Here is a 7625-nt window from a genome sequence, read left to right as displayed (position 1 = left end):
CGCCCGATGACTGACCGCCACACCCTTCGGACGACCCGTCGTCCCCGACGTGAAAATCACGTACGCCGTATCCAACTCCGACACCGCACGCGACAACACCGGCACCACCGCACCATTCACCAAAGCCGCCCGGGTATCGGCCGAATCCAGCACCACCACCGCCGCAGCAGGAACCTGGACTGCGCCTGAAGTGGTGATCAGGAGCGTCGGCGCGGAGTCCTGAAGGATCGCCGCAACCCGCTCCAGCGGATAGTCCGGGTCGATCGGCACGTAAGCAGCGCCCGCCCGCAGCACCGCCGCCAGAGTGACCACCAGATCTGCCGATCGGGGCAACAGCACCGCCACCCGGTCACCGACCCGCACACCCCGGTCCACCATCAGACCGGCCAGCGCATTCACCCGCAGATCGAAGTCGGCGTAGGAAAGTTCGGCACCCTCGTCATCGACAAGAGCAACCCCCGCCGGAGTCGCCGCGACCTGCCGCCGCACCAGCGCATCCAGCGTGAGGGAGGGAACCGCAACCGTGGGCCCGGCCTGCCAGCGAGCTACACCGTCCTGGTCCCGCCCGGGCATCACGACCAGATCCGACACCCGCTGCCGGGGATCCGCCGCGATCCCTTGCAGCACGGCGGTGAAGACCTCGATGAACCGCTGCACCCTCACCCGGTCGAACACGTCCGGCCGGTACTCGATCGTCAGGTCCAGGACCGGACCGGGGTTCGCCGTGAGGCTGAGGGGGTAGTGCGTGGAGTCCCGGCCGGACATCTCGCGGATGCTCAGACCAGCCCGCTCCTGGGCCTGCCCGAGACCGGTCTCGTCGTACGGGTAGTTCTCGTACACGACCAGGGTGTCGAACAGCTGCTCGTGTCCGGTGAGACGGTGAAGATCGGTGAGAGGGGTGTGGTGCTGGTCCAGCAACCGGGTGTGCCGATCCTGCACCTGACGCAGGAGTTCTGCCAGCGTCGGGTTACCGGCCAGGTCGACCGGCACCGGAAGAGTGTTGATGAACAGGCCGACCGTGTTTTCCACCCCGATCACGTCGGCCGGCCGGCCCGACACGGTGACGCCGAACACGACCGTGTCCTGCCCCGTGAACGCATTCAGGAACACGGCCCAGGCCGCCTGGACGAGGCTGCTCATGGTCGCCCCCGCGTCCATCGCCACCGTGGTCAGCGCCGCACTCGTCGCCAGGTCGAGGCCGAAGGACACCTCCTCGGGGAACAGGGAGACATCCGGTGACGCTTCCGGCGCCAGGAGCGTGGGCTCCTCGACGGCGGCCAGTTCCCGGGACCAGACATCAGTGGCGACCTGCCGGTCTCGAGAAACCAGCCATCGCAGGAACATCCCGTAGGAAGGATCGGGTTCCACCCGGGCCGCGGGGTCCTGGTACGAGTCGATCAGGACTTCCACCAGCCGGGGGATCGACCAGCCGTCCACCAGGGCGTGGTGGATCGTCCAGATCAGCGTGTGCCGGTCCGGGGCCGCGGTCACCAGGGTGACCCGCATCAACGGCGCGGCCGTCAGATCGATCGGCATCACCCGGTCACGATCGGCCACGTTCTCGAACTCTCGCTCGGGCGAGACCGATTCCCGGGCATCCACGAATTCGAGATCGATCGGGGCGACGGCCGGGACGACAGCGACGAACTCGCCGGTGCCGGCCGCGACGATCGCGGCCCGCAGATTCGGGAACCGCAGCAGCACCCGGCGCAGGGCTTCCCGAAGCCGGGCCGGATCGACGAGACCCTCGATCTGCAGGACGGTCTGGGTGACGTACACGTCCACCGCAGTCTCGCCGGTGACCTCCGCCCCGCGGTCCGCGCCGAGCAAGGACTCGAACACCAGACCCTGCTGCAAGGGCGTCAGCGGTTGTACGTCCGTCAGTTCCCCGTACGTGGATTCCCACTCGTCGATGTCGGCCTGGGTCAGGCCCGGCATGGCCAGGTCCGACGGAGAGCGTCGCACCCGTGCACTCCTCACCCCGTGATCGCGCAGGCCGGTCAGGGCCTGCGACCACAGCACGGCCAGCTCACGGATGTCCTCCTCCCTCACGACTTCGGCGGCGAAATCGAAGGATCCGTCCAGCACCAGTCCGTTCTCGCCCGCAACCGCCGCGATGTTGATGTCGATCACGGCCGGCAACGGGAGGTCGCGCGGGGCATGCCCGCTCAACCCTGAGGTTTCCGGCGCCGGGTCCCAGTTCTGGGCGATGCCGGCGGCGCCATCGAACCGGCCGAGGTAGTTGAACCCGATCTGGGGAACGTTCCCCGTTGAAAGGGTCTCTTCACCAGCGGGATCGAGGTGCCGGAGCAGACCGTAGCCGAGGCCACGACCGGGCACCCGTCGTAGCTGTTCCTTCACCCGGAGCACCGCATCGGCGGCGCGGGCCGGATCGGACAGAGCTCCGGTCGGGTCGATGTCCTCACAGTCGAGGGCCACGGGGTACCAGGACGCGAACCAGCCCACGGCCCGCGCGAGATCACTGCCCGGGACCAGGCTTTCTTCCCGGCCGTGGCCTTCCAGCCCGATCAGTGCGCGGCGGTGGTGCACCCCACGCCGGGCTCGCCACGCCCCCACCGCGATCGCCAGGGCGCCCAGAAGCACGTCATTCACATCGGCGGAGAGCGCGTGCGGGATCGTCGTCAGCACCGCCTGCGTCACGTCCTCGGGCACACCGACACGAACCGTTCTCGAGGTGGCGACGGTGTCGCGGAGCGGGTCGATCGGCCGGGACCCCAGCAACGGGTCCTCCCCGGCAACGACACCCGCCCAGAAGCCCGCCTGCCCGGCGATGTCCTCATCGGCGGCGCGGGAGTTCAGAGCGCCGGCCCACGAGGCCAGCCCCGTCCCCGCCGGCCACAACGGCCGGTCGGTCCTGCCCGTCTCCAGTTCCCACGCCTGGGCCAGGTCGTCGCCGAGCACGCGCCAGGACACCCCGTCCACAACGAGGTGATGCACCACCAGCAAGAGCCGGCCGGTGTCGTCCGCCTCACTCGAGAAGTCGCCCGAGAAGTCGCCCGAGAACCAGACCGCCCGCCACAGCACTCCCGCGCGGACGTCCAGATTCTCGGAAAGTCGCGCCGTGGCCGCGTCCAGGCGCTGGGCCCAGTCCGCGGACGACCAGGCCGAGGACACGCGCTCGGAGGTGATGCGGCCGGCAACACCAACACCGTCCGGGCCGACCGGGCCGGTCTGGAACCGCCAGGCCCCCGTGTCATCCCGCAGCAGGCGGCCTCGCAGGGCCGGATGGTGAGCCAGCACGCGCGCCATCACCCGTGCCAGGACGTCTTCGGTCAGGCCGGCCGGCGTCACCCAGGTGAACGACTGGGTGAAGGAGCCGAACCCGGGCTGATCCACCCACTGGGCCGCGATCGGCCACAGCGCCGATCCGGACGCGTCCGCGAGGGCGACGACCTCCGTCGTGGCCTGCGATGCGGCGGCCCGCTGATCGGCGCAGCGTGCCAGTGCGCCGACGGTCTTGGCCGTGAAAACGTCTGCAGCAGTGATCGAAAGACCCTGCCGCCGGGCCGCCGAGACCACCTGGATCGACAGGATGCTGTCCCCACCGAGGCGGAAGAAGTCGTCTTCCACGGAGAGGGGTGTGTTGGTGGGGAGGTGGAGGACGTCGGTGAAGATGTCGGCGAGGAGGGTTTCGGTGGTGCTGGTGGGGGCTTTTCCTGTGGTGGTGCTCAGGTTGGGTGTGGGTAGGGCGCGTCGGTCGAGTTTTCCGTTGAGGGTGGTGGGGAGGGTGTCCAGGACGGTGATGGCGGTCGGGACCATGTAGTCGGGCAGGATGGCGGCTACGTGCTGACGGGCCCTTTCGGGCAGGCTCGCGTCCTGGGCATCGGTGCCGCTGGTCTTGGCAGCGCCGTTTTCGTCACTGGTGTTGGTGGTGAGGTAGGCGGCGAGGTAGGTGCCGCCGGCGGGGTGGTGGTGGGCCAGGACTGCGGCGGCGGTGATGTCGGGGTGGGTTTCCAGGGCGTTGCGGATTTCGTCGAGTTCGATCCGGAAGCCGCGGATTTTGATCTGGTCGTCACTGCGGCCGAGGTATTCGAGGTGGCCGTGGTGGTTCCAGCGGACCAGGTCGCCGGTGCGGTAGAGGCGGGAGCCGTCGGCGGCGAACGGGTCGGCGACGAACCGCTGGGCGCTCAGGGCGCTCTGGTTGAGGTAGCCGTCGGCGATTTGTACTCCGCCGAGGTAGAGCTCTCCGATGACGCCGGGGGCGACGGGTCGTAGCCAGGTGTCCAGGACGAGGGTGGTGGTGTTCTGGACGGGCCGGCCGATGGGGACGACCACCGTTCCGTTGAGGCCAGTGGGATCGACGGGGTGGGCGGTCACGTCGACGGCGGCCTCGGTGGGCCCGTAGAGGTTGTGCAGGTCGGCTGTGGTGAACAGGGTGTGGGCCTGGGTGGCTGCGGTGGCTGGGAGGGCCTCGCCGGAGAAGAAGATCTGGCGTAGGGAGGAAAGCCTGGCCGGGTCGGGGTCGGAGGTCAGGAACGCGGTGAGCATGGAGGGGACGAAGTGCGCGATCGTCACCTGGTGCTGCTCGATCACCTGCGCCAGGTACACCGGGTCCTTGTGCCCGCCGTCGCGGGCCACCACGAGTGTGGCGCCGGTGATCAGGGGCAGGAAGAATTCCCAGACTGATACGTCGAATGCGTCGGGTGTTTTCTGCAGGACCCGGTCTCCTGGCCCGACGGTGTAGGCGTCACGCATCCACACCAGGCGGTTGATGATCGCGCGGTGGTTGACGGATACGCCCTTGGGGCGGCCGGTGGTACCGGAGGTGAAAATGACGTAGGCCGTGTCCCGACCGGTCACCGGGCGCGACAACACCGGCGGCGAAACTCCCACGGCAGCAGTGATGGCGGTGTCAGCGTCAGGGGCATCCAGCACCAGCACGCTCACTCCGCCTTCCGCTGCGTCGCCGGCCGCGTGACGGCTGTCGACCACGAGGAGGGACGGGGTGGCGTCCTGGAGGATCGCGGCGACCCGCTCCCCCGGATAGTCCGGATCGATCGGCACGTAGGCGGCACCGGCCCGCAGCACCGCCGCGAGAGCGACGACCAGATCGATCGACCGCGGCAGCAGGACCGCAACCCGGTCTCCCACCCGAACCCCGCGTCCGGTCATCACCACAGCCAGGGCGTTGACCCGCGTATCGAAGTCGGCGTACGAGAGCGTTGTCCCGAGGTCATCGGTCAGAGCGATGGCCGCCGGGGTGGCCCGGGCCTGACGACTCACCAGATCGTCCAGCGTCACGGCCGCAACCTCGACCGTCCCGCCGCGCTGCCAGCCAACCACCTCGGTCTGGTCCTGCTCGGACAGCAGGCTCAGCTCCGACACCCGCCGCCCGGCATCTGCGGCGATCCCTTCGAGGACGGCGGTCAGGACCTGGGTGAAGCGGTGGGCGGTGCGGCGATCGAGGATGTCGGTGGCGTAGGTCAGGAGGCCCTGGATCTGGACGGTGTCGTCCTCCAGGTAGAGGTCCAGGTCGGTCTTGACCGCGGCCAGGGTCTCCGTCGCCGGGGCCACCGTGACGCCGGGCAGGGTCAGCGCCTGGTCCGGTTCCTCGACGTAGTGGGTGAGCATGATCTGGAACAGAGGATTCCGGTTGGCCGCCCGCTCCGCACCGGCAGCCTTCGTGATCTCCTCGAAGGGCGCGCCCTGATGGGCGAACCCGTCCAGCACCGTCTGCCGGGTGGCCCGCAGCAGATCCGGGATCGTCTGCGCCGGATCGAGGTGGTGACGGAACGGCAAGGTGTTCACGAAGTACCCGACCAGGTCCTCCAGCCCGTCCTGGGTACGTCCCCCGACCGGGGATCCGATCACCACGTCGTCGCCGGCCCCCAGCACGGACGCGGCGACCGCGGTGGCGGCCTGGGCGATCATGAACATCGACACGCCTTGCTGGGCAGCCACCTGCCGCAGTGCCTGCACCGTGTCGGCGTCGACGCTGAAGGTCAGGTCCACACCGTGATGGGTGGGTGCCGTCGGGCGGGGCCGGTCCAGCGTGATCGTGGACTCCTGCGGGGCCTCGGCCAGAACCTCACGCCAGTACTGCAGGTCACTGCTCAACAACGAGCCCGGGTCACCCGGGTCACCGAGGACCTCGCGCTGCCAGACGGCATAGTCGGCGTACTGCACCGGTAGCGGCGCCCAGCCCGGTGCCTGCCCGGCCGTTCGGGACCGGTAGGCCGTGGCCAGGTCGCCCAGCAGCGAGGAGAACGACCACTCGTCCACGGCGTGGTGGTGCACCGCCAGCGCGAAGACCCACTCGCCGGCGTCCACGCGCAACAGCCCGCCCCGCACCGGCAGATCCCCGGCCAGATCGAACCCTCGCTGAACCGCCCCGGCCACCCACGCGTCCACCGCTTCCGTCGGTGACAGGACGAGGCCCTCGACGCGGTTCTCGGACACCCAGGTGGTGAGGTCGACGGTCACCAGGTTCAGGTCGGCGACGGCTTGCTCGGACGGCAGGACGACCTGGTGCAGCCGGCCGTCCTGCTCGACCAGAAGAGTCCTCAGTGCCTCGTGCCTCGCCACCACATCCGTGACCGCACCCAGCAGAGCCTTCTCATCCAGGCCCCCGGACAGACGCAACACCGTCGGCACCACGTACCGGCCGCCCGGGCCACCCAGCTGCTCGATCAGCCACAGCGACTGCTGACCGTAGGAAACGGGCAGAACATGCGGACGCGGCAGATCCCCCACCCGCAGCGAGGCAGCCGTTTCGGTGTTCCCGGCGGCCGCCTGGCGCTCGTCGACCACCGCCGACAGCGCAGCAATCGTGGGGGCCTCGAACACCTCACGCAACGTCAGAACCCCACCGAACACCGCATTCGCACGCGCCACGACCCGGGTCGCCAGCAGCGAATGCCCACCCAGACGGAAGAAGTCGTCCTCCACCGACAGTTCCGTGGCGGCCGTCATCTGCAGGACCTCGGCAAAGATCTCGCTCAGCGCGACCTCGGTCGGCGTGGCCGGGGCCCGGCCCGCACCCGTCACCGCCGTCAGGTCCGGTACCGGCAGGGCGCGGCGGTCCAGCTTGCCGTTCACCGTGACCGGGAAGCTTTCCAGAACCGTGAACACCGTCGGCACCATGTACTCCGGCAGCATCCCCGCCGCGAACTCCCGCAGGCCTTCCCCCACATCGGCTTGTGCCGTCAGGTAGGCGGCCAGGTACTTCCCACCGGCCGGGTGGTCATACGCCACAACCGCCGCCGCCGTCACCTCCGGGTGCGACTCCAGCACGTTACGGATCTCGTCCAGCTCGATCCGGAAACCCCGCACCTTCACCTGGTCGTCCGCCCGGCCCAGGTACTCCAGCTGCCCATCGGTACTCCACCGCACGAGGTCCCCGGTGCGGTAAAGCCGTTCCCCGGCACCACTGAACGGGTCGGCCACGAACCGCTGGGCGCTCAGACCGGCCTGCCCCAGATAGCCGTCCGCAACCTGAACGCCGCCGAGGTAGAGCTCTCCCATCACCCCGGGGCCTACCGGGCGCAGCCAGGAATCCAGTACCACCACCGACGTGTTCCACACCGGACGACCGATCGGAACCGTCTCACCCTCCGGATCAAAATCCTTCAGAGCGAAACCGACCGTCTCCACCGCAGCCTCGG

The 7625-nt window shown here is 69.2% G+C and carries 1 protein-coding gene; it reads right to left on the bottom strand.

What is annotated here, in order from left to right; genetic code table 11:
- A partial coding sequence (locus QSK05_RS35925; protein ID WP_285601893.1) for a non-ribosomal peptide synthetase occupies positions 1-7625 on the bottom strand: 7625 nt, incomplete at both ends.

Source organism: Kineosporia sp. NBRC 101731, assembly GCF_030269305.1.
Taxonomy (GTDB): domain Bacteria; phylum Actinomycetota; class Actinomycetes; order Actinomycetales; family Kineosporiaceae; genus Kineosporia.
The sequence above is the reverse complement of the archived record's forward strand: the minus strand, read 5'-3'. Positions and strand labels throughout refer to the sequence as shown.